A 25,089-nucleotide genomic window follows, 5' to 3' on the forward strand; every position below is an offset into this window, starting at 1 on the left:
ACTCCCGGGTTGCGACGGCTGTCGGCTTTGCGGCGTCTGGAGACGGCGCACCCGGCCAGCGTAGCCGGGCGGGTGCGGGAACGGGGTGCCATTCCGGCCGCCGGACGGGCGGTGGGCCTGTGTCGGCGTGTCGTGTCCGCGCTGACATAAGGTCGGCATCGGCCGATAGTGTTCAGCATTGTCGAACTGTGTGTAACGAAAAGCGCGCGTACGGAGGTCCGGCCGATGGCGAAGAACATCCAGTCGCTGGAACGGGCGGCGGCCATGCTGCGCCTGCTGGCGGGCGGCGAGCGGCGGCTCGGCCTCTCGGACATCGCCGCCTCCCTCGGTCTCGCGAAGGGCACGGCGCACGGCATCCTGCGCACCCTCCAGGCGGAGGGCTTCGTCGAGCAGGAGCCGGCCTCGGGCCGCTACCAGCTGGGGGCGGAGCTGCTGCGGCTGGGGAACAGCTATCTGGACGTGCACGAGCTGCGCTCCCGGGCGCTGGTCTGGACGGACGACCTGGCGCGGTCCAGCGGGGAGAGCGTCCACCTGGGGGTGGTCCACCAGCAGGGTGTGCTGATCGTCCACCACGTCTTCCGGCCGGACGACAGCAGGCAGGTCCTGGAGGTGGGGGCCATGCAGCCGCTGCACTCGACGGCGCTCGGCAAGGTGCTGTCGGCGTACGACCCGGTGGCCCATCACGAGGTCATGGAGGGGGAGCGTACGGCGCTCACGCCCCGGACCGTCACCGGTGCGGCGGAGTTCGAGGAGATCCTCGATCTGACCCGCGCGCGGGGGTGGGCGGTGGACGTCGAGGAGACCTGGGAGGGCGTCGCGGCGGTGGCCGCGCCCATCCACGACCGCAGGAAGATGCCGGTCGGGGCCATAGCGATCACCGGTGCGGTCGAACGTATCTGCAAGGACGGAGAGGTACGTCCCGAGCTGGTGGCGGCGGTGCGCGAGTGCGCCCGTTCGGTCTCCAGGGACATCGGCGCCGGGCGCTTTTGAGCGGTATGGCGGATCATGAGTAGTACGAGGTTTCGGTTCCCGGACCCTTGACTGCGTGTTGGACACAGGAGAAAACTGCCGTTCAGCGGTCGGCATTGTCGAACACTTACCGGTAATGCGAGTTAGTGTGGGACAGCGCCAGTGGCCGGCAACGCTCTCGTGTGAGGGCGCGGGCCCCTGGCGTGTGCCGGAGGCCCGCCTCCCCCTGGACAAAGGAGTCTCGGGTGTCCAACTTTGACATCTTCATAGGCGAGACCACAGGTACCGCCATTTTGATCCTGCTCGGCGGAGGCGTTGTCGCCGCCGTGGTACTCAAGCGCTCGAAGGCCCGGGACGCGGGCTGGCTCGCCATCAGCTTCGGCTGGGGCTTCGCCGTACTGACCGGCGCCTACCTGTCCGCGGGCATCTCCGGCGCACAGCTCAATCCGGCGCTCACCCTCGGTCTGGCGATCGAGGGCGGTACGAAGTGGAGCGACGTACCGCTCTACATCGGCTCCCAGCTGCTGGGGGCGATCATCGGCGCGTTCCTGGTCTGGGTCACCTACATGGGTCAGTTCACGGCCCACCTCACCGACCCGGAGATCCTCGCGGCCCAGCCCGCGACAGAGGGGCTGGTCGACCAGAAGACGGCCCCCCACGCCGGTCCCGTCCTCGGGATCTTCTCCACCGGACCCGAGGTCAGGAACGTCCTCCAGAACGTGCTGACCGAGATCATCGCCACGTTCGTCCTGGTCATCGCGATCCTCACCCAGGGACTCAACAACTCGGGCAACGGCCTCGGCACCATCGGCGTGCTGGTCACCGCGCTGGTCGTGGTGGGCATCGGCCTGTCGCTCGGCGGCCCCACGGGGTACGCGATCAACCCGGCCCGCGACCTGGGCCCCCGTATCGTCCACGCGCTCCTGCCGCTGCCCAACAAGGGCGGCTCCGACTGGAGCTACGCCTGGATACCGGTGGTGGCACCGCTGATCGGCGGCGCCGCGGCCGGTGGTTTCTACAACTGGGTCCTCGCCTGAGCCTGAGCCTCTTCATCCCTTCGCACAGAGCAGGAGCGATACCGTGAGTGACGCAACCACCGGGACTTCCTCCCACGGCACCGGCCCGTTCATCGCCGCCATCGACCAGGGCACCACGTCCAGCCGCTGCATCGTCTTCGACGTCGACGGGCGCATCGTCGCCGTCGACCAGAAGGAGCACGAACAGATCTTCCCCAAGCCCGGCTGGGTGGAGCACAACGCCACCGAGATCTGGACCAACGTCCAGGAAGTCGTGGCGAACGCCATCCAGAAGGCGGGCATCACCAAGAAGGACGTCTTGGCGATCGGCATCACCAACCAGCGCGAGACCACCATGCTCTGGGACAAGAACACCGGTGAGCCCGTGCACAACGCGATCGTCTGGCAGGACACCCGTACCGGCGCGCTCGTCCGCGAACTCGGCCGCAACGTCGGCCAGGACCGCTTCCGCCGCGAGACCGGCCTGCCGCTGGCGACCTACTTCGCGGGGCCGAAGGCCCGCTGGCTGCTCGACAACGTCGAGGGCCTGCGCGAGCGCGCCGAACGCGGCGACATCCTCTTCGGCACCATGGACTCCTGGGTGATCTGGAACCTGACCGGCGGGGTCGACGGCGGCGTGCACGTCACGGACGTCACCAACGCCTCCCGGACGATGCTGATGAGCCTCACCACCCTCCAGTGGGACCCCAAGCTCTGTACCTCCATCGGCGTGCCCATCGAGATGCTGCCGGAGATCCGCTCCTCCGCGGAGGTGTACGGGAACGCCAAGGGCGGCGCCCTCGACGGCATCCCGGTCGCCTCGGCGCTCGGCGACCAGCAGGCGGCGCTGTTCGGCCAGACCTGCTTCGAGGAGGGCGAGGCCAAGTCCACGTACGGCACGGGCACGTTCATGCTGATGAACACGGCCCACAAGCCCATCAACTCGTACTCCGGCCTGCTGACGACCGTCGGCTACCGCATCGGCGACCAGCCGGCCGTGTACGCCCTGGAAGGCGCGATCGCCGTCACCGGTTCGCTGGTGCAGTGGATGCGCGACCAGATGGGCCTCATCAAGTCGGCGCCCGAGATCGAGACCCTGGCCTCCTCCGTGGAGGACAACGGCGGGGTGTACTTCGTCCCCGCCTTCTCCGGGCTCTTCGCCCCGCACTGGCGCGCCGACGCCCGCGGTGTCATCGCCGGTCTGACCGGCTACGTCACCAAGGCCCACATCGCCCGCGCGGTGCTGGAGGCGACCGCCTGGCAGACCCGTGAGATCAGCGACGCCATGACGAAGGACTCGGGCGTCGAGCTGACGACCCTCAAGGTCGACGGCGGCATGACCGCCAACAACCTGCTGATGCAGACGCTCGCCGACGTCCTCGACGCACCCGTGGTGCGCCCGATGGTCGCCGAGACGACCGCGCTCGGCGCCGCCTACGCCGCCGGGCTCGCCGTCGGCTTCTGGCCGGACACCGACGCCCTCAAGGCCAACTGGCGCAGGGCCGCCGAGTGGACGCCCCAGATGGACGCGGACACCCGCGAGCGTGAGTACAAGAGCTGGCTCAAGGCGGTCGACAGGACCATGGGCTGGCTCGAAGAAGAAGACAGCTGAGGACAGCTGAGCACGGCTGACCACGACGCACACCGGCCGCCGAGCCCGGACGAGCTGACGAGGAGTCAACGATGAGCACCACCCTCCAGAGCGCCCCCGCACTGGGGACGCACCCGGCCGGCGGATCCCTGCCGAGCCGCGCCCAGACCCGGGAGCAGCTTTCCACGGCGACGTACGACCTCCTGGTGATCGGCGGCGGCATCCTGGGCATCTCCACCGCCTGGCACGCCTCCCAGTCGGGGCTGCGGGTGGCTCTGGTGGACGGCGGCGACTTCGCCGGCGCCACCTCGTCCGCCTCCTCCAAGCTGCTCCACGGCGGACTGCGCTATCTCCAGACCGGCGCGGTGAAGCTGGTCGCGGAGAACCACTTCGAGCGGCGTGCGGTGTCCCGCCAGGTGGCACCGCACCTGGCCAACCCGCTCACCTTCTACCTGCCCGTCTACAAGGGCGGACCGCACGGCGCCACCAAGCTGGGCGCGGGCGTCTTCGCGTACTCCGCGCTCTCCGCGTTCGGTGACGGCGTGGGCCATGTGATCAGCCCGGCCAAGGCGCGGCGCGCCGTGCCCGAGTTGCGTACGGACAACCTCAAGGCCGTGGCCGTGTACGGCGACGACCAGATGAACGACGCGCGGATGGCGCTCATGACGGTCCGCGCGGCCGTCGACTCGGGCGCCACCGTGCTCAACCACGCCGAGGTCACCGGACTGCGCTTCACCGGCGGCCGGGTGACCGGCGCGGACCTCAAGGACGCTTTGGACGGCAGCGAGTTCGGGGTGAACGCCCGGCTGGTGCTGAACGCCACGGGACCGTGGGTGGACCGGCTGCGGACCATGGAGGACGCGGCCTCGGAGCCGTCGATCCGCCTCTCCAAGGGCGCGCATCTGGTCCTGCGGCGCACCGCCCCGTGGAACGCGGCGCTCGCCACCCCCATCGACAAGTACCGCATCACCTTCGCCCTCCCCTGGGAGGACATGCTGGTGCTCGGGACGACGGACGAGGAGTACGTGGGCGACCCCGCCGACGTCGCCGTCAACGAGAAGGACATCCACCAGATCCTCGACGAGGCGTCGCTGTCCGTACGGGACCAGCAGCTGTCCCGGGACCTGATCACATACTCGTACGCGGGTCTGCGGGTGCTGCCCGGCGGCCCCGGCGACACCTCCAAGGCCAAGCGCGAGACGGTCGTGACCGAGGGCAGCGGCGGCATGCTGTCGGTGGCGGGCGGCAAGTGGACGACCTTCCGGCACATCGGCCGCATGGTGGTCAACAAGCTGGCGGAGCTGCCGGGGCACCCGCTCAGCGACAACATGGAGCCGATCTCGGACCTGCCGAAGAAGCCCCCGCTGCCGGGGCTCGCCAACCCGCACGCGGTGGCGCACCGGCTGATGATCGACGGGGGCGGCACGGGCCCGTCGATGGCGCCCGACACCGCCCACCATCTGGCCACCCACTACGGCACGCTGGCGTTCGACATCGTCCGTCTCGCCAACGAGCACACGGAGTTGGGCGAGCGGATCCACCCGGACGCCCCGGAGATCTGGGCGCAGGTCGTCTACGCCCGTGACCACGAGTGGGCCGAGACGGCGGACGACGTCCTGCGGCGGCGTACGACCCTGACGATCCGCGGACTGGCCACGGACGAGATCCGGGCGCGCGTCGAGGCGATCCTCGCCGAGCGGAACTGACGGCGGGCACACGTCCACGACGGACCGCGGGCACGTATCGAGGGGCGCTCCTTCCACGGAGCGCCCCTCTCCGGTGTTTCCCGGCGCATAATGGGAGTCGATACATCGGATGTATGGAGGTCGCCCATGGCTGTCACCGACGAGGCCATCGAGAAGATCAAGGGAATGATCGTCTCGGGTGCGCTGCGCCCGGGCGATCGCCTCCCCAAGGAGAGCGAACTCGCCGCCGAGCTGGGCCTGTCCCGCAACTCCCTGCGGGAGGCGGTCCGCGCGCTGTCGCTCATCCGCATTCTCGACGTACGGCAGGGCGACGGCACGTACGTCACCAGCCTCGATCCCCAGCTATTGCTGGAAGCGCTGAGCTTTGTGGTGGACTTCCACCGCGACGACACCGTGCTGGAGTTCCTCGCGGTACGGCGCATCCTGGAGCCGGCCGCCACCGCCATGGCGTGCGTGCGGATCACCGACGCGGAACTGGACGCGATGGACGCCCGGTTGGACGCGCTGGGAGCGGATCCCTCGGTGGAGGAGCTGGTCGCGTCGGACCTGGAGTTCCACCGGCGCATCGTGCAGTTCTCGGGCAACTCCGTGCTCTGCTCGCTGCTGGACGGGCTCTCGGGGCCGACCACCCGGGCCCGGGTCTGGAGGGGGCTGACCCAGGAGGACGCCGTCAGCCGCACCCTGCACGAGCACCGGGCGATCCTGGCGGCGCTGCGGGACCGGGACGCGGAGGCGGCGCGCTCGTGGGCGACCGTACACGTGGCGAGTGTGGAGATGTGGCTGCGGTCGACACTGTGATGCCCTGATCCTCCGGGGGAACGCGGAACGGGCGCCGGACAGGCCGTGTGGCCTCTCCGGCGCCCGTCCGCCGCTGTGGGGTGTCAGTCCTGCTTCTCACCGCTCGCGAAGCGCGAGATGACCAGCGCGACGATGATGATCGCGCCGTTGAGGAACTGGTTCCACAGGGCCGGTACGCCCCCGAGGGTCATCACGTTCACGACCAGCTGGAGCGTGAGCACCCCGGTCAGCGCGCCGAACAGCGTGCCGCGCCCGCCCTTGAGGCTGATGCCTCCGATGACCGCCGCCGCGAAGACCTGGAAGATCCAGCCGTTGCCCTGCGTGGCCGCGACCGAGCCGTAGTGGCCGGTGTAGAGGATTCCCGCGAAGGCGGCCAGCAGGCCGCCGATCGCGAGCACGATCCAGGTGATCCGGTCCACCCGGATCCCGGCCGCGCGGGCCGCTTCCGGGTTGCCGCCGATGGCGTACAGCGACCGGCCGTGCTTGAGCCAGGCGAGCGCCGCCCCGCCGATCGCGAAGAGCGCCAGGCAGATCCAGACGGCGGCCGGGGCGCCCAGCCAGTCGGTCTTGCCGAGGTACCGGAAGGACTCCGGGACGTCGGTGATCGACTTGCCCTCGGTGATGCCGATGTGGAGACCGCGCAGCATGGTGAGCATGCCGAGGGTGGCGATGAAGCCGTTGACCCGCAGCTTGAGCATCAGGAAGCCGTTGATCCCCCCGATGATCACGCCGACCAGCAGGCAGAGGGGGATGGCGCTCCAGGACGGCAGTACGCCGAGCCCGTTGAACCGGCCGCCCTCCGTGGGCAGGATCAGCCACATGGCCACGACCGGCGCGATGCCGATCGTCGACTCCAGTGACAGGTCCATCCGGCCGCAGATCAGGATCAGCGCCTGGCCGAGCACGAGCAGGCTCAGCTCGGACGACTGCTGGACCACGCTGATCAGGTTGTTGGAGGTGAGGAAGACCGGCGAGACGATGAAGCCGATCACCATCAGCACCAGGATCACCGGTACGAGCGAGAAGTCGCTCCACCGGATGAGCTTGAGCCGGCTCGCCGGCCCCGCTCCCTTCGCGGTGTCCACCGTCGGCGGACTGATCGTGTCGGTCATTCCCTCTCCCCCACACCTTCCATGGCGGCGACCAGTTCCTGGTCCGTCCACCCGCTCCCGAACGTGGCCACGACGCGCCCGTGGAAGAGCGCCAGGACCCGGTCGCACACCCGCAGATCATCCAGTTCGTCGGAGATGATCACGGCCGCGCTGCCCTGGTCCGCCACCGTGCGCACCACACCGAGCAGCGAGTCCTTCGATTTGATGTCGACCCCGGCGGTCGGCCGCAGGGCGACCAGCGCGCTGGGCTTGCGGGCCAGCGCGCGGGCCACGACGACCTTCTGCTGGTTGCCGCCCGACAGGCCCGAGACCGGCTGCTCGGGGCCCTGCGTCTTGATGTCCAGCGACGCGATCATCGTCCGGGCGAACTCCCGCGTACGGGAGGGCAGTACGGTCCCCCACGGGCCGAGCTGGTCGGTGACCGTGAGCGTCGCGTTCTCCGCGACGCTGCGTTCCAGGACCAGCCCCTGCCGGTGCCGGTCCTCGGGGATGTAGCCGATGCCGGCGTCCAGGGCGTGCGGGACGCTGCCCGGCTTGACCTTCGTGCCGTGCATCAAGACGCTGCCGCCGGACGGCTTGCGCATCCCGGCCAGGATCTCGCCGAGGGCGGTGGCGCCGCTGGCCGCGGCGCCCGCCACACCGAGCACCTCACCCGGCCGTACGGCCAGGTCCAGCGGCTCGAACTCCCCTTCCAGGGTGAGCCCTTCGGTCCGCAGGACGGGCTCGGCCGTGGTGTCCTGCTCCTTCGTGCCCGCCGCGTGCCAGGCCGCCTTGCCCGTGGACTCCCCCGTCATCGCCGTGACCAGGTCCGCCTTCGACAGGTCGGCGACCTGGGCGGTCAGCACATGGCGGGCGTCCCGGTACACAGTGACGGCGGTGCACAGCTCGTACACCTCTTGCAGGTGATGGGAGATGAAGAGGAACGCCACTCCCTGGCCCTGGAGTTCCCGGAGCTTGTCGAAGAGCCGCTGGATCCCCCGGGCGTCGAGCTGGGCGGTCGGCTCGTCCAGGATGATCAGCCGGGCGCCGAAGGACAGCGCCCGGGCGATCTCCACGAACTGCCGCTGCTCGACCGGGAGATCCTTGGCGCGGACGTTCGGGTCGACGTCGACCCCGTACCCCGCGAGCAGCTCCCTGGCGCGCTCCCGCAGCCCGCGCCAGCTGATGAAGCGGCCGCCGGACCCCGAGGCGTCCAGGCCGTAGTTGTTGAGGAAGAGGTTCTCGGCGACGGTCAGGTCGGGCACGACCATCGACTTCTGGTAGACGCAGGCGACCTTGGACTGCCAGGCCGTGGTGTCCCCGAAGGCGGGCGCGGGCTCGCCGCCGAAGCTGACCTGTCCTGCGTCGGGCCTGTGCAGCCCGGTGAGCACGCTCACCAGGGTGGACTTGCCCGCGCCGTTGCGCCCGACGAGCGCGTGGGACTCGCCGGGGCGGACCGTGAGCCGGACACCGTCGAGCGCCACGGTGGGACCGAAGCGCTTGACGATGCCTTCCGCGTGGACCGCGGCGGGTGCGGCCGCGTCCGGAGGTGCCTGGTCCATGGCTAGTTCTTCTTCTCCAGCTGGTTGGCCCAGAGCTTCGGGTCGTCCACGTTCGCCTTGGTCACCAGGGGCGCGGGGAGCTGGTCCTCGAAACCGTTGGGGATCTTGATGATCGTGGACTCGTGGTCGGTGGGACCGGCCTTCGGGGTCGTACCGGCCAGCGCCTCCTTGGCCCAGTACAGCGCGTACTTGGCGTAGAGGTCGGCGGGCTGCGAGATGGTGGCGTCGATCTTGCCCGCGCGGATGGCGTCCAGTTCCTCGGGGATGCCGTCGTTGGAGATGATCGTGATGTGCCCGGGGGTGCCGGGGGCCTTGAGGAGCTTCTTCTGCTCCAGCAGGGCCAGCGTCGGCTGGAGGAAGACACCGCCGGCCTGCATGTAGATGCCGTTGAGGTCGGGGTGGGCGGCGAGGGTGGACTGGAGCTTGGCCGAGGCCACGTCACCCTTCCACTCGGTGGCCAGCTCGAAGACCTGGATGTCCGGGAACTTCTCCGTCATGCAGCTCTTGAACGCCTCGGAGCGGTCACGGCCGTTGATGGAGGAGAGGTCGCCCTGGAACTCCGCGACCTTGCCCTTGCCCTTGAGCTGCTCGCCCAGGTACTCACAGGCCTTCTGGCCGTACGCGCGGTTGTCGGCCCTGACGACCATGTAGACGTCGCCCTTGTCGGGGCGGGTGTCCACGCTGATGACGGGGATCTTCTTGTCGCTCAGCGTCTGGAGCGTCTCGGCTATCGCGCCGGTGTCCTGCGGGGCCATGACGACGGCCTTGGCGCCCTGGTCGGTGAAGGCCTGGACGTTGGCGACGAGCTTGCCGATGTCGTTCTGCGAGTTGGTCGGCGTGAGGGCGTCGATGCCGTCCTCCTTGACCCCCTTGTCGATGTACTGCTGGTAGGAGTTCCAGAAGTCGCTGTCGGCGCGCGGCAGGTCGATGCCGACCTTCCCGCCGCCGGAGCCACTGTCGGATTCCGACTCGCGGTTGCAGCCGGCGAGGGCTGCCACGGCGAGCACCACGGCACAGGCGGAGGCGCCCGTCGTACGAAGTCTGCGGAGTGGGGAGCGGTCCGCGGTGTGACGCTTCATGGAGGTCCCGTCCTTATGAAGGTGAATGTCGGCTCAGTTGGCGGGACGCAGGCGCAGGCCTTGCATCCCACCGTCCACCGCGAGTGCCGTCCCCGTGACGGCCGCCGCGGCGGGGCTGGCGAGGTAGGCGACCGCGGCGGCGACCTCGTCCGCGCCGACCAGTCGTCCTGACGGCTGGCGGGCGGCGAGGGCGGCGCGCTCGGCCGCGGGGTCCGGGGCCTGGTCGAGCAGGCGTCCGATCCAGGGTGTGTCGGCGGTTCCGGGGTTGACGCAGTTGACGCGGATGCCCTCCCGGACGTGGTCCGCGGCCATCGCCAGGGTGAGCGAGAGGACAGCCCCCTTGCTGGCGCTGTAGAGGGCGCGCTGGGGCAGGCCCGCGGTCGCGGCGATGGAGCAGGTCTGGGTGATGGAGACGCAGCCCGGCCGGCCGGCCGCCGCGCGCCGCAGGTGGGGCACCGCGTGGCGCGCGGTGCGGACCATGCCGAGGACGTTGATGTCGAGGACCCGCTGCCACTCGTCGTCGGAGTTGTCGGTGACGGCCCCGATGGCGCCGACCCCGGCGTTGGAGACGACGGTGTGCAGCGCGCCGAACTCCGCCGCCGCCGCGTCGACGGCGGCCTTGACCGCCGCGTCGTCGGTGACGTCCGCCTTGAGCGCCAGCGTCCCCTCGGGGGCTCCCGCGGTGTCCCGGTCCAGTACGGCGACCTGGGCACCCCGTTCGAGCAGCAGCGCGGCGATGGCCGCGCCGATGCCGGAGGCACCACCCGTCACCAGGGCGTTCAGCCCCTCGAAGTCCCGTACTGATGTCATGAGCTGATCTCCTCGGTGGTGCGGCGGGCCTGCCAGACGGGCCCGTCGGGGTAGCTGTGCTCGGCGATCGACCCGGGGAGCATCCGGGCGGAGAAGCCGGGCGCCGTCGGGGCGGAGTATCTCCCGGAGACGATGACGACGGGGTCGGCGAAGTGTTCGTGGAGGTGGTCCACGTACTCGATGACCCGGTCCTCCCAGCTGCCGGAGACGGCCACGAAGTCGAACATCGAGAGGTGCTGGACCAGTTCGCACAGTCCGACCCCGCCGGCGTGCGGGCAGACGGGCACGCCGTACTTGGCCGCCAGGAGCAGGATCGCCACGTTCTCGTTGACGCCGGCCACGCGGGCCGCGTCGATCTGGACGAAGTCGACGGCACCCGCCTGGAGCAGCTGCTTGAAGACGACCCGGTTGGCGACGTGTTCCCCGGTCGCCACCTTCACCGGCTGCCCGGCGCGGATGGCGGCGTGGCCGAGGATGTCGTCGGGGCTGGTGGGCTCCTCGATCCAGTGCGGTTCGTACGGGGCGAGGGCGGCCATCCAGCGGATCGCCTCGGCGACGTCCCAGCGCTGGTTCGCGTCGACGGCGATCCGGATGTCGGGGCCGACGGCCTCGCGGGCCAGCTTCATGCGCCGTACGTCGTCGTCCAGATCGCCGCCCACCTTGAGCTTGATCTGCTCGAAGCCGTCGGCGACGGCCTGCTGGGCGAGGCCGACCAGCTTGGCGTCGGCGTAACCGAGCCAGCCCGGTGAGGTGGTGTACGCGGGGTAGCCCCGCTCGCGCAGTTGCGCGGCCCGCTCGGCGCGGCCCGGCTCGGCGGCCCGCAGGATGGCGAGCGCGTCGTCCGGGGTGAGGACGTCCGTCAGATAGCGGAAGTCGACGAGCGAGACGAGCTCCTCGGGGGTCATCCCGGCGAGGAACTCCCAGACCGGCTTGCCCGCGTATCCGGCGGCCAGGTCCCAGGCGGCATTGACGACGGCGCCCGCCGCCATGTGCATCACGCCCTTCTCCGGGCCGAGCCAGCGCAGCTGCGAGTCATGGGTGAGCTCGAAGTAGAGCGCGGCGAGATCGGCCGCGGTGCGCGGGGCCGGGCGCCCCACGACGTACGGACGCAGTGCCTCGATGGCGGCGGCGGTGACCTCGTTGCCCCGCCCGATCGTGAAGCAGAAGCCGTGCCCCTCGGCGCCGTCCGTGGTACGCAGGACGACGTAGGCCGCCGAGTAGTCGGGGTCCGGGTTCATGGCGTCGGAGCCGTCGAGCTGTTCCGAGGTGGGAAAACGGATGTCGTGAACCTCGAACCCTGTGACGGTCTGACTCATGCACGCCCCCTTGGAAGAACATCGGACCTCTTGTGGTCATCCGATGTATAGCGTCGCTGACGCCTAAACGTCCAGGGCCAGGAGAAAAATAACGGTCACAGCTCGGATGAATCGTCCGCTGGTTGGCTATGTTCCCCGAGCTATGCCCCACCGCGCCGAAGTTCACCCGGGCGTGCGCGGGGCTGCGGGCGGAGAGCCGGAAAGCCGTAAGGTTGGGGCGTGGACAAGGGAACTTCGGAAGGAGGCACTGGGTGATCGAGCTCGAGGCGGTTCCTGAGCTGATCGACCCGGTCATGGTGGCCGCGTTCGAGGGCTGGAACGACGCCGGCGACGCCGCCTCCACCGCGGTCGCGCATCTGGACCGGGAGTGGAAGGGCGAGGTGTTCGCGGCGCTGGACGCCGAGGACTACTACGACTTCCAGGTCAACCGGCCGACGGTGTGGCTGGACGGCGGAGTACGGAAGATCACCTGGCCGACCACCCGGCTCTCCGTGGTCCGGGTCGGCGGTGAGACGCCCCGCGACCTGGTACTCGTCCGCGGCATCGAACCGTCCATGCGCTGGCGCTCCTTCTGCAACGAGATCCTGGGCTTCGCCCATGAGCTGGGCGTGGAGATGGTGGTCATCCTGGGCGCGCTGCTCGGCGACACCCCGCACACCAGGCCGGTGCCGGTCAGCGGGATCACCTCGGACGCCGATCTGGCCAGGACGATGGATCTGGAGGAGACCCGCTACGAGGGACCGACCGGCATCGTCGGCATCCTCCAGGAGGCGTGCACGCACGCGGGGGTGCCCGCGGTGAGCCTGTGGGCGGCCGTGCCGCACTACGTGTCGCAGCCGCCCAACCCCAAGGCGACGCTGGCGCTCCTCAACCGCCTGGAGGACCTGATCGGTCTGCGGATCCCGCTGGGTGAACTGGCCGAGGACGCGCGGGCGTGGCAGCTCGGCGTCGACCAACTGGCCGCCGAGGACAGCGAGGTGGCGGAGTACGTCCAGACGCTGGAGGAGGCGCGGGACACGGCGGAACTGCCCGAGGCGTCCGGCGAGGCCATCGCGCGGGAGTTCGAGCGGTATCTGCGGCGCCGCGACGGCGGGCCGGGACAGGCGCCGGGCGGGCATGCCACGGAGAGCGGTGAGGGGCCGTCGTACCGCCGTGATCCCGCCGCGGGGCGGGGCCGTCCGCAGAGACCGCCGCGGCCGGGTCCTGAGGCGGAGACCGACCCGGAGTCCGGGCCCGGTGCCGACGACTCCGCCGACGAGGACAAGGGCAACGACGACACCCCGTAGGGCGTCTTCTTCCGCGCTGTCTGCCCGCTGCTCGCTGCCGACGCCGGACGGACCGTGGTGCGGTCCGTCCGGCGCGGTGCGTTTCCTACGGACGTACGTGAGTGCGTACGCGCGCGATCGACACCACGTCGTAGTCCGTCTCCGGGGTCGGGGCGGTCACGTCGAACCGGGCGTTGGGCAGGTAGACGCGGTCACCGTACGCCGCCGCCGTCGTGGGGACCCGGAAGGCCCCCGGGGCGGTGATCCGGGTGAGCGCCGTGCCCTTCGTGCCCGCGCCGTCGAGCAGCAGGACGTCGATGGCGTTCTGCCGGTTCTGGACCACGTAGAGGGTACGGCCGAGGAGCAGCAGCCCGTCGCCGTTCGGCAGCCTGGTCGGCCCGAGGTCCACGGCGCGCGCCACGCCGGTGCGGGGGTCGACCCGCATCAGGCCGCCGCCGTTCGCGAAGCTGTTCACCACGAGCAGCGCCCGGCCGTCGGGGGTGGCGGTGATGCCGTTGGCGGTGAGGGCCGGCCCCTGGACCCAGTCGCCGCTGAGCGGGACGGTCTCGACGCGGTCGCCCGGCTCACCGTGCCTGCCCAACGGCAGCCTGTAGAGCTGTGGTTCGAAGGAGTCCGTGAACCACGCGGCGTCCGGTGTCAGGATCACGTCGTTGACCATGGTGAGGTCCGTGCCCACGGTGAAGGTCTTCGTGACCTTCCCCGTCCGCAGGTCCGCGATCCGGATCTCGCCGCTGACCCCGCCGCTCAGGAACAGCCGCCCCCGGCCGTCCGTCTTGAGCCCGATGACGGGGTGTTCGGGGCCGAGCCCCTGGACGACGACCTTGCCGCGGCCGGTGGCGAGGCTCGCGCGGAAGACGTCGCCCCGCGCGATCGAACCTATGTAGGCGTACGGGTCGGAGCCGATGGCGATGCCCTCGGGCCGGAAGCCGTCCGGCAGGGCGAAGGCGGTGGGCCAGGTCCGTGCGGTGGGGCGCGGGGCGGCCGAGGCGGTGGAGCCGAGCGGGGCGAGGAGCGCCGCGCCGCCGAGGGCGGCCGCGGCGGCGAACAAGTCACGCCGTGCGAAGGAACGTTGCATGGTGAGCGTCCTCCCGGAAGTGGGGGTGTGCCGTCCCTCACACCCCATCACACGCTCTGAGCTCGCAGGGAGTTTGGCCGGATCACGCACAACAGCACGGCCGGTTACGGATGTCGGTATCCGTGACCGGCCGTGCTGGGCTGGTGGGTGGCCCCGGGACGTACCCGGGACCATCGGGGGGCGGTTTCCTAGAGGGCCACTCCGAGCAGGGCGTCGACCGCGCGGGAGACCACGCCGGGCGCCCCCTCGTCCGTACCGCCCGTGGAGGCCTGGAGCTCCGCCCAGCGGTCCACGGCGGCCAGCGCCGCCGGGGCGTCCAGGTCGTCCGCCAGCGCCGCGCGGATCTCCTCGACGACCGCGTCGGCCGGGGGGCCGTCGGGGCGCGAGACGGCGGCCCGCCAGCGGGCGAGGCGCTCCTGGGCGTCCTGGAGCACCTGGTCGGTCCACTCCCAGTCGGAGCGGTAGTGGTGCGCCAGCAGGGTGAGCCGGATCGCCGCCGGGTCCACGCCGTCCCGGCGGAGCGTCGAGACGAAGACGAGATTGCCCTTGGACTTGGACATCTTCTCGCCGTCGAGACCGACCATGCCGGCGTGCACGTACGCCTGGGCGAAGGGGTGTTCACCCGTCAGCGCCTGGGCGTGCGAGGCGCCCATCTCGTGGTGCGGGAAGGCCAGGTCGCTGCCGCCGCCCTGGACGTCGAAGCCCATGCCGAGGTGGTCGAGCGCGATGGCCACGCACTCGATGTGCCAGCCGGGCCGGCCCTGGCCGAGGCTCCCGCCGTCCCAGCTGGGCTCGCCCGGCCTGGCGGCCATCCAGAGGATCGGGTCGAGGGGGTTCTTCTTGCCGGGGCGGTCGGGGTCGCCGCCCCGCTCGGCGGAGAGCAGCCGCATCGCCTCGGCGTCGAGGCGCGACACCTCGCCGAAGTGCGGGTCGGCCGCCACCGAGAAGTAGATGTCGCCCTGGAGTTCGTACGCGGCCCCGGCGTCCCGCAGCCGCTCCACGAGCGGCACGATGCCCGGTATGGCCTCGACCGCGCCGATGTAGTGCTGGGGCGGAAGCATCCGCAGGGCCGTCATGTCCTCCCGGAACAGGGCGGTTTCACGCTCCGCGAGCGCCACCCAGTCCTCGCCGTCGCGCTCGGCGCGCTCCAGCAGGGGATCGTCGACGTCGGTCACGTTCTGGACGTAGTGAACCTGCCGCTTCGTGTCGAGCCACACGCGCTGCACGAGGTCGAACGCGTTGTAGGTCGCCGCGTGTCCCATGTGGGTCGCGTCGTACGGGGTGATGCCGCAGACGTAGATGCGGGCGACGGGACCGGGCGCGAGGGTGACGCGGCCGTCGGTCGAGGTGTCGTGAATCCTGAGGTCGCGGCCCTTGCCAGGCAGGGCGGGGACCTCGGAAGCGGGCCAGGCATGCATGTCATGAGCGTAACCGGCCGGTAGTTCCGGAAACGAACCGGATGCGCGGTCCTGGCCGGTTGGGCGCTCTTGCGGAAAGATCAGCCCCGTGGTGGGCGGTCCCGGGCGGACCGCGCCCACCAGGTCCCGGCGGACCCCGGACCTGTTCCCGCACCTGTGGTCCGACCGGTTCTCACACCGGCGGCCAGGGGATGGCGGGCCACTGGCCGGACGGCTGCGGGTGGAGTCCCGTGTGGCGCAGCTCACGGACCCGGGCGCGGACCGCCTCGGTCTCGGCCCCGGTGATCAGCCCCGCCAGCCGGTCCGCGAGCGGCTCGCCGTCGGCGAGCGCGTCCTCCAGCCGGGCGAGTACGGACAGCGCCTCCCCGGTGAGGGGTTCACCCGCCCAGCCCCAGAGCAGCGTGCGCAGCTTGTCGTCCACGTTGAAGGTGACGCCGTGGTCGATGCCGTACAGCCGTCCCCCGGCGGCCGGCAGGAGATGGCCGCCCTTGCGGTCGCCGTTGTTGATGACGGCGTCCAGGACCGCGAGCCGCCGCAGCCGCTCGTCGTCGGCGTGCACGAGCAGGGCCGTCTGCCCCTCGCCGACCTCGGCGAAGCCGACGGCCTTCCAGCCCTCGCCCGGTTCCTCGTCCTCGACCAGGGCGAGCAGGGCCGCCGCCTCGTCGGCGTCCGTCTCGATCCACAGCTGGCACATGCCTTCGCCGTACGGGCCCTCGCGCAGCACGGTGGGCGGTACGAGCCCCCAGCCGGTCGCCTCGGAGATCTCGTACGCCGCCACCTCGCGCCGGGCGAGGTTGCCGTCCGGGAAGTCCCACAGCGGGCGCTCTCCGGCCACGGGCTTGTAGACGCAGTGCGCCTCGGTGCCCTCGTACGAGACGGAGCAGTACAGGACCGCGTTGGACGCCTCACGGATCCGGCCGCGCACGGTCAGCTCGCCCTTGGCGAGCAGGTCGCCCGGGCTCATGCTCCGCGGCGGTATCCGTTCTGGCGCGGGCATACGTGTCCTTCCGGATCGAGCGGCAGGCTGCACAGCGGGCACGGCGGGCGCCCCGCGTTGACCACGTCCAGGGCGCGTTTGGCGAAGGCGCGGGCCTGCGCACCGCTGAGGCGCACCCGGAGCATCGGCGGACCGTTCTCCTCGTCCTGGAGGAGCCGCTCCTCGGCCTCGGCGAGGTCCTCGTCGGTGTCGGCGTCCACCTCGACGAGCGCCTGCGCCTCGACGATCATGCGCTGTTCGTCACCGTCCCACGCCAGCGCCATCGTGCCGACCCGGAACTCCTCCTCCACGGGGGCGTCCAGCGGGGCGGAGTCGGCGATCTCGGTGGGGGCGACGGCGGGCACCGGCGCGTTGCCGCCGGTGCGGCGGACCACTTCGTCGAGCAGTTCGTCGATCCGCTCGGCGAGGGCTGCCACCTGGGTCTTCTCCAGGGCGACGCTGGTGACGCGCCCCGCGGCGGACGCCTGGAGGAAGAACGTACGGCGTCCAGGCAGCCCGACCGTACCGGCCACGAAACGGTCCGGTGGGTCGTAGAGGAACACCTGACGGGACACGTCCTGATCTCCCTTGGGAATCGGCTGGGAAAGTGCTGGGTACTGGGGGAAGTGCTGCGTGAGGAAGGCGCGTCCACCCTACTGCGCGGATGGATCACGGTGCTCCCGCGCCGCCTCCTACAACACCCGTACCGCCGCTTGTGTTCTCACGCGGCGCCAGTCCGTTCAGATCGCCCGTGTCACCGAGCCGTACGACATAGGGGCGCAAGCGCGTGTACCGGACGACGGTGACCGAGCACGGGTCCACGTGGATCCGCTGGAAGAGGTCGAGGTGCATGCCGAGGGCGTCGGCCACGAGCGCCTTGATGATGTCGCCGTGCGAGCACATGAGGTAGACGGCGTCGTCGCCGTGCTCCTTCTCGACGCGCGCGTTCCAGTCCCGTATGGCCTCCACGGCGCGCGCCTGCATGGCGCGCATCGACTCGCCGCCGGGGAACGCGGCGGCGGAGGGGTGCTGCTGCACGACCTCCATCAGCGGTTCGTCGCTCAGCTCGGCGAGTTTGCGGCCCGACCAGTCGCCGTAGTGGCACTCGCCGATCCGGTCCTCGCTGTGCACGGGCACGTCCGGCCTGCTGTCGAGCAGCGGCCGCAGGGTCTCCTGGCAGCGCTGGAGGGGGCTGCTGACGACGGCGGCGAGCGGTACGCCGACCAGCCGGCCGGGCAGGGCGGCGGCCTGGGCCGCGCCGCGCTCGTCGAGCGCGACCCCGGGGGTCCAGCCCGCGAGCAGCCCCGCGGTGTTGGCGGTGGAGCGTCCGTGACGTACGAGGATCAACGTGGCCATGCCCGTCAGCGTAAGGCGCTGGCAGGCCAAAGATGCGTACGGGGGGCCGGAGCGGGGACAATGCGCCAGTGATCGTGGACTGTGCCATCTACCGCGACGGACACCGTACCGACGGGCCCGCCGACTTCTCCGACGCCCTCGACGAGGCGCGTGCCCACGGGGACGCGTTTCTCTGGATCGGGCTGCACGAGCCGACGGAGGAGGAGTTCTCGCTCGTGAGCAGCGAGTTCGGCCTCCACCCGCTCGCCGTCGAGGACGCTCTCACCGCCCACCAGCGGCCCAAGCTGGAGGTGTACGACGACTCGCTGTTCCTGGTCCTCAAGCCCGTGGAGTACGAGCAGAAGAGCGACACGGTCACCACGGGTGAGCTGATGATCTTCATCGGGGACTCGTTCGTGGTGACCGTCCGGCACGGCGAGGGCTCGCCGCTCGGGGAGGTACGGCGGCGGTTGGAGGCCGATCCGTCCGTGCTCAAGCACGGGCCCACCGCCGTGATGTACGCGGTCAGTGACGAGGTGGTCGACCACTACACCGAGGTGGCCGACGAGCTCCAGGTCGACCTGGAGGAGCTGGAGGCCGAGGTCTTCGCGCCGGACGGCGGCGACAGCTCGTCCGGTTCGTCGCGGCCGTCCTCCAGCAAGTCGACGGCGGCGCGGATCTACGGCTTCAAGCGGCAGGTGCTGGAGTTCCGGCGGGCGACCGTGCCGCTGGCGGCGCCGATGGCCCGGCTGGCGGGCGGGTCGCTGCCGTTCGTGCACGACCGTTCGCGGCCCTTCTTCCGTGACGTGAACGACCACCTGCTGCACGCCAACGAGCAGGTCGAGGGGCTGGACCGGCTGCTGTCCGACATCCTCTCGGCGCATCTGGCACAGATGGGCGTGCGGCAGAACGACGACATGCGGAAGATCTCGGCGTGGGCCGCGATGGCCGCCGTACCGACGCTGATCGCGGGGATCTACGGCATGAACTTCGAGCACATGCCGGAGCTGACGTACGTGTGGGCGTACCCCACCGTGATCGCCGTCATGGTGGGGCTCGTCCTCGGTCTGCACCGCGCCTTCAAGCGGCGCGGCTGGCTGTGAGGGGGCGGGGCGCGGTCCGTGGGCGGGGGCCGGCACCCACGGGGTGGGCGCCGGCCCTTTCGGCGGGCGCCGCGGTCAGTACGCGGGGGCGGGGGCCGGAGGCCCGCTCAGGGCGTCGCGGCGCTCCGGCATGGACAGCGTGACCATCCGGCGCCAGCCGAACGCCCGCTCGTACGCGTACATCGCGTGGACCCCGGCGGTGAGCACCGCGGACTTGGCGGCGGACCAGCCGAGCAGCCGCGCCATGTGCGCCATCACCGCGAGGCTCACCCGGCGGTAGACCTGGATCTCGGCCATCGCGCACTCGCGCAGGGCCCGCTGGATCCGCCTGCCGTGGCCCGTGCGGGCCAGCCGCAGCAGTTCCTCGTGGCAGTAGGCGAGGTGGTTGTCCTCGTCGCTACTGATCATCCGGACGGCGTTGCCGATCTCCGGGTGGTCGCCGAAGTACTTGACCAGCATCACCATCTGGTCGGACGCGCGCTGCTCGGTGATCCGGCTGTGCGCGAGGTACACGACGATGTCGTCCTCGGTCAGCGGCTCGTCGCGGCGCAGCTTGTCGTGGGCGAGTCCGATGCCCCGGCGCTCCAGCAGCATCGTGTAGTCGGTGTCGTCGGGGACCTCGACCGGCTCCAGGCCGCGCTTCTTCAGGAGCGCGTTGAAGATCCGCCCGTGCTTGTCCTCGTCGGCTCCGTGCCGGGTGACCTTGGGGGCCAGGTCCCGCATGCTCTCGGGCAGCAGGGCGGCGATACGGCCGTTCTCCCAGCCGCCCTGGGTCTCGCCACTGGCCGCGATGGAGCAGAAGAGCTGGAACGAACGATCGTTGTCCAGGATTTCCTGGAACAGGCTTCGGGCCGAAAGCATCACTGCCACCTCCATACAGGCGTCCGCGAGAACGAGTCAAAGCGGGCGGGGGGCAACAGGCAACAGCAGCGGGGGCCGACTCGGCCGGACGTACGAACGCGGAGCGGCCCCCGGTGGCGTAACCGAAGGGCCGCTCCGCGCGTTGTTGTACGTGACGGCCGTGGCGGGGAAGACCCCCCGAGCCCCCACCACGGCCGCAGACTTCCTCTCGCCCGTTCGGGTTACGGGACGGTGGGGCGGGTTGTCGTGTGGCGCCCCCGTCCTAGGAGACGAGGCCCGCGCGCTCCAGGGCGTCGGTGCCGACCCGCAGGGCCGCGAGCCGCTCGTCGAGCGTCAGGCCGGCCGGCGCGAGGGTGAGCGTGGTGACACCCGCCGCGGCGTACGCGCTCATCCGGTCGGCGATCCGCTCCACGGACCCGAGCAGGGTGGTCGAGTCGATCAGCTGGTGCGGCACGGCGGCGGCGGCGCCCGCCTTGTCCCCGGAGAGGTACGCGTCCTGGATCTCGGCCGCCTCCTTCTCGTACCCCATGCGCCGCGCGAGCTGGTTGTAGAAGTTCTGCTTGCGGCTGCCCATGCCGCCGACGTACAGCGCGGTGTACGGGCGGAAGGTGTCGGCCAGCGCCGTGATGTCGTCGCCGACGGCGATCGGCACGGTCGGGCAGACGTCGAAGCCGTCCATGGTCAGGCCGGCCTTCTCGCGGCCCGCGCGGAGGTGACGGACCGCCGTGTCCTCCAGGTGCTCGGCGGAGGGGAAGATCAGCAGCGCGCCGTCGGCGATCTCGCCGGTCTGCTCCAGGTTCTTCGGACCGATCGCGGCGATGTAGAGCGGGATGTGCTCGCGCTCCGGGTGGACGGTGAGCTTGATCGGCTTGCCGGGGCCGCCGGGCAGCGGCAGCGTCCAGTGCTCACCCTCGTACGACAGCCGCTCGCGGGACATCGCCCTGCGGACGATCTCGACGTACTCGCGGGTGCGGGCGAGCGGCTTGTCGAACTTGACGCCGTACCAGCCCTCGGAGACCTGCGGTCCCGAGACGCCGAGGCCGAGGCGGAAGCGGCCGCCGGAGAGGGAGTCGAGGGTGGCGGCGGTCATCGCGGTCATGGCGGGCTGGCGGGCCGGGATCTGGAGGATCGCGGAGCCGACGTCGATGCTCTCCGTGTGGGCGGCGACCCAGGCCAGGACGGTCGGGGCGTCGGAGCCGTAGGCCTCGGCGGCCCAGCAGACGTCGTAGCCGAGCCGGTCGGCCTCCTGCGCCACCGCGAGGTTGTCGCCGTCCATCCCCGCGCCCCAGTAACCGAGGTTGATGCCGAGCCGCATAACCACTCCCTTGCTCGTCTACCCGCCAGTAACGTCTCTGTCCGCCGGACTCTAGCGCGCGGTGCGGGGCCGCGTCAGGAGCGGGCTGTCCACAGGCTCTCCCGGCACGTTGTCCACAGGCTCTCTCCGTGCGCGGCCCCGGCCAGTAATCTCAGCGCCCATGGAGCAGAGGCATCTCGGCCGTACCGGCCTGCGTGTGTCCCGGATCGGGCTCGGCACCCTGACCTGGGGCAGAGACACCGACGAGCACGACGCGGCCGACCAGTTGAAGGCGTTCTGGGAGGCGGGCGGGACGCTGGTCGACACCGCGGACGTGTACGGGGGCGGGGAGGCCGAGTATCTGCTCGGGCAGTTGGTCGAGCGGCTCGTCCCGCGCCGCGATCTGATCATCTCGACGAAGGCCGGCAGCGTGCCGGACCCGGACCGGCGCTTCGACGGGTCCCGGGGGCATCTGCTGGCGGCGCTGGACGCGTCGCTGGCACGGCTCGGGACGGACTACGTGGACCTGTGGCAGATCCACGCGTTCGACGCGGCGACCCCGCTGGAGGAGACGCTCCACGCGCTGGACATCGCGGTCAGCAGCGGGCGGGTGCGGTACGCGGGCGTGTCGAACTTCTGCGGCTGGCAGCTCGCCAAGGCCGCCACCTGGCAGCTGGCCTCGCCCGGTATACGTACGCGGCTGGCGGGGACGCAGATGGAGTACTCGCTGTTGCAGCGCGGCGTGGAGCGTGAGGTGTTGCCCGCCGCGATCGACCTGGGCATCGGGCTGCTGCCGTCGTCGCCCCTCGGCCGCGGGGTGCTCACCGGGAAGTACCGGCACGGCACCCCGGCGGATTCGCGGGCCGCGTCGGACATGGCGCCGTTCGTGGAGCCGTATCTCGACGAGGCGGCGAGCCGCATCGTCGACGCGGTCGCGACGGCGGCGGAGGGACTGGCCACGACGGCGCTGGAGGTGGCGCTGGCGTGGGTCAGGGACCGCCCGGGGGTGGTGGCCCCGATCGTGGGCGCGCGCAACGCGCAGCAGCTCACGGCGGCTTTGTCAGTGGAGAGCCTTAGTCTTCCTGACGAGATCTGCCAGGCGCTCGACGACGTGTCGGCGCCCGTGCACCGCTATCCGGACCAGGACTGGAGCACGCTGTGAGTACGGACCGCGACACCACGACCGTGGAGGACACCGCGCCGGGGGCCGAGGCCGGGGGGCCGGCAGCGGGCGTGGAGCCGGGCGCGGGTGGTGGCGGTGTGACGGAGGTGGTTGGCGCGGGTGACGGGGGCGCGGAGGCCGAGGCGGACGGGGCCGGGACAGGTGGGTCCGATGCGGGTGAGACCGCTACGGACAGGGCCGATACGGCGGAAGCCGATTCGGACAGCGCCGATGCGAATGGCGCCGGTTCGGACGGAGCCGATGCGGGAGCGGTCGGTGTAGAGGGTGGTGCTGAGGCTGCCGCGGTGTCCGAGGCTGCCGCCGAGCTCGCCGCGCAGCGGGAGTTGCGGGAGCGGATCGAGCAGCGCAAGGCCGAGAAGGAAGGGCCCATCGCCGCCGGCACGAAGCTGAGCGGGCACGCCGCCGACCTGCTCGCCGCCGTGCGGGCCGTGGAGAGCGGCGACAAGCCCGACCCGGCCCTCCTGCGGGCCGTGGCCGCCGCCCCGGCCCCGGTGGCCCCTGGGGCCGCTCCTGTCGCTCCTGCCGCCCCCGCCCCGGTGGCTCCGGCGCCCGGGACCGCACCGGCGCCGCGGGCCGTCGTGGACGGCGTACGGGCCGTGCTCGCCGAGGGCGGTGCGCCGGAGGCGTTCGCGGGGCAGGTCTCGGCCGTGCTCGGGGAGCAGGCCGCCGGTCTCCTGCGCGAGGACCCGTGGCAACTGCTGTCCGTGCCGGGGGTGCGGCCCGAGCAGGCGGACGGCTTCGCGCGGGCGCTCCTCGGCGCGGCCTGCGGGCCCGGTGACGAGCGGCGGGCCGCCGCGCTCGTCGGGTGGCTGCTGGAGCGCGGCGCGCTCCAGGGCCACACCGCGCTGGAGGCGTCGGCGGTGCGTACCGCCCTGGCCGGGCACGGCGTGCCGGATCCCGACGAGGCCGTGCGGCACGCCGTCTCCGAGGGGGCGGTCCTCGTGTTCCAGGAGGGTCCCGAGGGGGGCGAGCAGCACGAAGAGAGCGACGAGGGCGACGAGGCGGGGGAGGACGCGGGCGGGGAGAGCCCGGCCGACGGGGCCGACGCTCCGGGCCGGCCCGTGCTCCTCGGGCTCGACCGGTACGCCCTCGCGGAGGAGAGCCTGGCCGACGGGCTCGCGCGGCTCGTCAAGACCGGGCCGGACGCCTCCTGGGAGGAGGCCGCCACGGCGGCCGGTTCGCCGTCGGCCGCCGAGCTGATCCGGGCGGTCGCGGGGCATGGGCTCGTACTGCACACCGGCGGTGAGGCCGCGCGCGCCGAGCCCGTGGTCCTGGCCGGGGCGGCGCGTGCGCTCGGGCTGCGCGCGGTGGTCGCGGCCCACAGCGAGAACGGCCGGGCCAGGCTGGGCGGCGGCGCGGGGGGAGACGCGGGCGAGGGCGCCGTCACCGTCGCCGGGCTGCTCGCGGGCGCGGAGGGCCCCGGGCGGGACGCGGACGGCATGTTCGCGCTCGACCTGCTCGTCGTACTGGACGCACCGCAGCTGGACGTGGAGACGGCCACGATGCTCGTGGAGTCCCTGCCCGACGGCAGCCGGCTGGTCCTCAGCGGGGACCCCGGGGTGCTCTGGTCGGCGGGCGCGGGCCGGGTGTTCGGGGATCTGCTCGCCGCGCGGGTGTGCCCGCAGATCGCGTCCCGCACGCCGGACCCCGGGCCGGTCGGTGAGCTGGTCTCCGGCATCGGCATCGGTGAGCTGAACCAGGTGGCGGCCCCCGGCAAGGAGGTCGTGATCGTGCCGGTACGGGACGCGGGCGAGGCGGTGCACCGTACGGTGCAGCTGGTCGCGGACTCGGTGCCGCGCGCGTTCGGCCTGGCGGCCGGGCAGACTCAGGTGATCACCGTGGGCCACGGCGGCTCGGCCGGGACCCGTGCGCTCAACACGGCGCTCAAGGAGCGGCTCAACCCCGGCCCCGGGCGGTTCGGGGGCTTCGACCCGGGGGACCGTATCGCCTACGTGCCGGCGCCCGGCAGGACACTCCAGGGCTCGGTGGTCTCGGCCGACGCGGAGGGACTGCACCTGGAGTGCGGGGGCGCGGCGGTGGTGGTGCCGAAGGACCGGGTGGAGTCGGCGGTACGGCACGGGTGGGCGCTCACGGCGCACCAGGCGGCCGGGATGCGGTGGGAGGCGGCGGTGGTAGTGCTGCCCGGGGACGCGGCGCAGGGCCTGAGCCGTCCGTGGGTGTACACGGCGTTCAGCCGGGGCGACCGGCACTTGTCGGTGGTGCACGGAGTGGACGAGGCGTTGCCCCGGGCGGTGGCGGAGGGTGTGCCACGGGAGCGGGTGACGCGGTTGCGGGGCCTGGTGGAGGGCCTGCTGGGGGCGACCGCGTAGCTGTTCGACGGGCCGCGCGTATCGGTGACCGCGTTGCGGCCACGGTTGTCCTCAATCGCCTGACGGGCTTGATTTTGCCCGCGCGCCCGGTGCCGGGTGCGGGTTACTGCGTCCTCAATCGCCGGACGGGCTTGGTTGTGCCCGCTGCGGGCCGGCTTTTCGGCTGCGGGTCGTTGCCGGGGGCCGGTCAGGGGCCGTGTCCTGCACTGCATGTTTTACGTCGCGTTCAGCACCTTGTCTTAGCAACGGTCGCCATGCGACACAAAACACGCTCTACGTTCCGGACACGA

Annotated in this window: 21 protein-coding genes; 9 read left to right on the plus strand and 12 right to left on the minus strand. The window is 71.5% G+C overall.

Annotation, left to right across the window (positions count from 1 at the left end; translation table 11 throughout):
• The first annotated feature begins 225 nt into the window (after positions 1 to 225).
• The 5 genes from ACIO1C_RS22900 to ACIO1C_RS22920 all read left to right on the plus strand — a co-directional run bounded on the left by ACIO1C_RS22900 (position 226) and on the right by ACIO1C_RS22920 (position 6,080).
• Positions 226 to 990, plus strand: coding sequence for an IclR family transcriptional regulator (locus tag ACIO1C_RS22900; protein WP_327237385.1), 765 nt, complete (start codon positions 226 to 228; stop codon positions 988 to 990).
• A gap of 224 nt (positions 991 to 1,214) precedes the next feature.
• Positions 1,215 to 2,006: an MIP/aquaporin family protein gene (locus ACIO1C_RS22905; RefSeq protein WP_401866317.1), complete on the plus strand. Its 792-nt coding sequence runs from the start codon at positions 1,215 to 1,217 to the stop codon at positions 2,004 to 2,006.
• Positions 2,007 to 2,049: 43 nt separating this feature from the next.
• Positions 2,050 to 3,597 carry a glycerol kinase GlpK gene (gene glpK / locus ACIO1C_RS22910; RefSeq protein ID WP_401866319.1) on the plus strand — a complete coding sequence of 516 codons (1,548 nt, stop codon included), beginning with the start codon at positions 2,050 to 2,052 and terminating at the stop codon, positions 3,595 to 3,597.
• A 71-nt stretch (positions 3,598 to 3,668) separates the two neighbouring features.
• Positions 3,669 to 5,282, plus strand: a complete 1,614-nt coding sequence (locus ACIO1C_RS22915) for an FAD-dependent oxidoreductase (protein WP_401866320.1) — start codon at positions 3,669 to 3,671, stop codon at positions 5,280 to 5,282.
• 126 nt (positions 5,283 to 5,408) lie between these two features.
• Positions 5,409 to 6,080 carry a FadR/GntR family transcriptional regulator gene (locus ACIO1C_RS22920; RefSeq protein ID WP_401866322.1) on the plus strand — a complete coding sequence of 224 codons (672 nt, stop codon included), beginning with the start codon at positions 5,409 to 5,411 and terminating at the stop codon, positions 6,078 to 6,080.
• 83 nt (positions 6,081 to 6,163) lie between these two features.
• Here ACIO1C_RS22920 and ACIO1C_RS22925 read toward each other — a convergent pair whose 3' ends face one another.
• The 5 genes from ACIO1C_RS22925 to ACIO1C_RS22945 are packed head-to-tail and all read right to left on the minus strand — an operon-like array spanning position 6,164 to position 11,938.
• Complete coding sequence (locus ACIO1C_RS22925; RefSeq protein WP_327237380.1) at positions 6,164 to 7,192, minus strand: ABC transporter permease; 1,029 nt, start codon at positions 7,190 to 7,192, stop codon at positions 6,164 to 6,166.
• Positions 7,189 to 8,733 carry a sugar ABC transporter ATP-binding protein gene (locus tag ACIO1C_RS22930; protein ID WP_401866324.1) on the minus strand — a complete coding sequence of 515 codons (1,545 nt, stop codon included), beginning with the start codon at positions 8,731 to 8,733 and terminating at the stop codon, positions 7,189 to 7,191. Before ACIO1C_RS22930 ends, ACIO1C_RS22925 begins: the two co-directional genes overlap by 4 nt.
• Before the next feature lie 2 nt (positions 8,734 to 8,735).
• Positions 8,736 to 9,812: a sugar ABC transporter substrate-binding protein gene (locus tag ACIO1C_RS22935; RefSeq protein ID WP_401866326.1), complete on the minus strand. Its 1,077-nt coding sequence runs from the start codon at positions 9,810 to 9,812 to the stop codon at positions 8,736 to 8,738.
• 33 nt (positions 9,813 to 9,845) lie between these two features.
• Positions 9,846 to 10,622, minus strand: a complete 777-nt coding sequence (locus ACIO1C_RS22940) for an SDR family NAD(P)-dependent oxidoreductase (RefSeq protein WP_401866328.1) — start codon at positions 10,620 to 10,622, stop codon at positions 9,846 to 9,848.
• Positions 10,619 to 11,938, minus strand: a complete 1,320-nt coding sequence (locus tag ACIO1C_RS22945; protein ID WP_401866330.1) for an enolase C-terminal domain-like protein — start codon at positions 11,936 to 11,938, stop codon at positions 10,619 to 10,621. Before ACIO1C_RS22945 ends, ACIO1C_RS22940 begins: the two co-directional genes overlap by 4 nt.
• A 251-nt stretch (positions 11,939 to 12,189) precedes the next feature.
• Between ACIO1C_RS22945 and ACIO1C_RS22950 the strand changes: the two genes are divergently transcribed.
• Entirely contained in the window at positions 12,190 to 13,224 is a 1,035-nt protein-coding gene (locus tag ACIO1C_RS22950; RefSeq protein ID WP_401866332.1) for a PAC2 family protein, read from the plus strand.
• Between the two features lie 85 nt (positions 13,225 to 13,309).
• Here ACIO1C_RS22950 and ACIO1C_RS22955 read toward each other — a convergent pair whose 3' ends face one another.
• The 5 genes from ACIO1C_RS22955 to ACIO1C_RS22975 all read right to left on the minus strand — a co-directional run bounded on the left by ACIO1C_RS22955 (position 13,310) and on the right by ACIO1C_RS22975 (position 18,049).
• Entirely contained in the window at positions 13,310 to 14,299 is a 990-nt protein-coding gene (locus ACIO1C_RS22955; protein WP_401866334.1) for an SMP-30/gluconolactonase/LRE family protein, read from the minus strand.
• Between the two features lie 188 nt (positions 14,300 to 14,487).
• Positions 14,488 to 15,717: a cysteine--1-D-myo-inosityl 2-amino-2-deoxy-alpha-D-glucopyranoside ligase gene (gene mshC / locus ACIO1C_RS22960; RefSeq protein ID WP_401866336.1), complete on the minus strand. Its 1,230-nt coding sequence runs from the start codon at positions 15,715 to 15,717 to the stop codon at positions 14,488 to 14,490.
• 172 nt (positions 15,718 to 15,889) lie between these two features.
• Positions 15,890 to 16,714, minus strand: a complete 825-nt coding sequence (locus ACIO1C_RS22965; RefSeq protein ID WP_401866338.1) for an SCO1664 family protein — start codon at positions 16,712 to 16,714, stop codon at positions 15,890 to 15,892.
• Complete coding sequence (locus ACIO1C_RS22970; RefSeq protein WP_161312487.1) at positions 16,678 to 17,268, minus strand: DUF3090 domain-containing protein; 591 nt, start codon at positions 17,266 to 17,268, stop codon at positions 16,678 to 16,680. The genes ACIO1C_RS22965 and ACIO1C_RS22970 overlap by 37 nt, the downstream gene beginning before the upstream one ends.
• 94 nt (positions 17,269 to 17,362) lie before the next feature.
• Positions 17,363 to 18,049 carry a histidine phosphatase family protein gene (locus tag ACIO1C_RS22975; RefSeq protein ID WP_401866340.1) on the minus strand — a complete coding sequence of 229 codons (687 nt, stop codon included), beginning with the start codon at positions 18,047 to 18,049 and terminating at the stop codon, positions 17,363 to 17,365.
• 32 nt (positions 18,050 to 18,081) lie between these two features.
• Here ACIO1C_RS22975 and ACIO1C_RS22980 point away from each other — a divergent pair, with 32 nt between their 5' ends.
• Positions 18,082 to 19,131, plus strand: a complete 1,050-nt coding sequence (locus tag ACIO1C_RS22980) for a magnesium and cobalt transport protein CorA (RefSeq protein ID WP_401866341.1) — start codon at positions 18,082 to 18,084, stop codon at positions 19,129 to 19,131.
• Between the two features lie 75 nt (positions 19,132 to 19,206).
• Here the strand turns inward: ACIO1C_RS22980 and ACIO1C_RS22985 are convergent, their stop codons facing one another.
• Both ACIO1C_RS22985 and ACIO1C_RS22990 read right to left on the minus strand, forming a co-directional pair.
• Entirely contained in the window at positions 19,207 to 19,992 is a 786-nt protein-coding gene (locus ACIO1C_RS22985; RefSeq protein WP_401866342.1) for a ferritin-like domain-containing protein, read from the minus strand.
• Between the two features lie 262 nt (positions 19,993 to 20,254).
• Entirely contained in the window at positions 20,255 to 21,307 is a 1,053-nt protein-coding gene (locus tag ACIO1C_RS22990; protein ID WP_401866344.1) for an LLM class F420-dependent oxidoreductase, read from the minus strand.
• Positions 21,308 to 21,467: 160 nt separating this feature from the next.
• Here ACIO1C_RS22990 and ACIO1C_RS22995 point away from each other — a divergent pair, with 160 nt between their 5' ends.
• Positions 21,468 to 22,448, plus strand: coding sequence for an aldo/keto reductase (locus ACIO1C_RS22995; protein WP_401866346.1), 981 nt, complete (start codon positions 21,468 to 21,470; stop codon positions 22,446 to 22,448).
• Complete coding sequence (locus tag ACIO1C_RS23000; RefSeq protein WP_401866378.1) at positions 22,433 to 24,799, plus strand: helix-hairpin-helix domain-containing protein; 2,367 nt, start codon at positions 22,433 to 22,435, stop codon at positions 24,797 to 24,799. Before ACIO1C_RS22995 ends, ACIO1C_RS23000 begins: the two co-directional genes overlap by 16 nt.
• Positions 24,800 to 25,089: the final 290 nt, after the last annotated feature.

It is taken from the genome of Streptomyces sp. NPDC087420 (assembly GCF_044744165.1).
Taxonomy (GTDB): Bacteria; Actinomycetota; Actinomycetes; order Streptomycetales; family Streptomycetaceae; genus Streptomyces.